The organism is Ochrobactrum sp. SFR4, from assembly GCF_019730395.1.
Taxonomy (GTDB): Bacteria; Pseudomonadota; Alphaproteobacteria; order Rhizobiales; family Rhizobiaceae; genus Pseudochrobactrum.
In genome coordinates this window covers 1-313 of the sequence record NZ_JAAPBB010000531.1, presented here as the reverse complement: position 1 = coordinate 313, position 313 = coordinate 1, and the positions used below count along the sequence as shown (strand labels likewise).

Sequence of the window (313 nt, the reverse complement as noted above, 5' to 3'; positions counted from 1 at the left end):
AAGCGAGCTTCTTGATGGTTTCTTCAGCCATGGCTTTCACATCGTCAGGCATGTTGGTCATTGGTGCCATTGTCACCAGACCGGTATTCATACCGTCAAATGAGTTTTTCTCTTTCCATGTGCCATCCAGAACAGCCTTGGTGCGCTCGATATAATAAGGCGACCAGTTATAAACTGTGGCTGTCAGCTGTGTTTCTGGACCAAACTTGATCATATCTGAAGCCTGACCAAATGCCTTGATGCCGCGCTCTGCTGCAACCTGCACAGGCGCAGTAGAGTTGGTGTGCTGAGCCAGAACATCAACGCCCTGATC

Annotated in this window: 1 protein-coding gene; it reads right to left on the bottom strand. The window is 49.5% G+C overall.

The features are described 5' to 3' along the window. A partial coding sequence (locus HBA93_RS20120; RefSeq protein ID WP_221724455.1) for a BMP family ABC transporter substrate-binding protein occupies nucleotides 1–313 on the bottom strand: 313 nt, incomplete at both ends.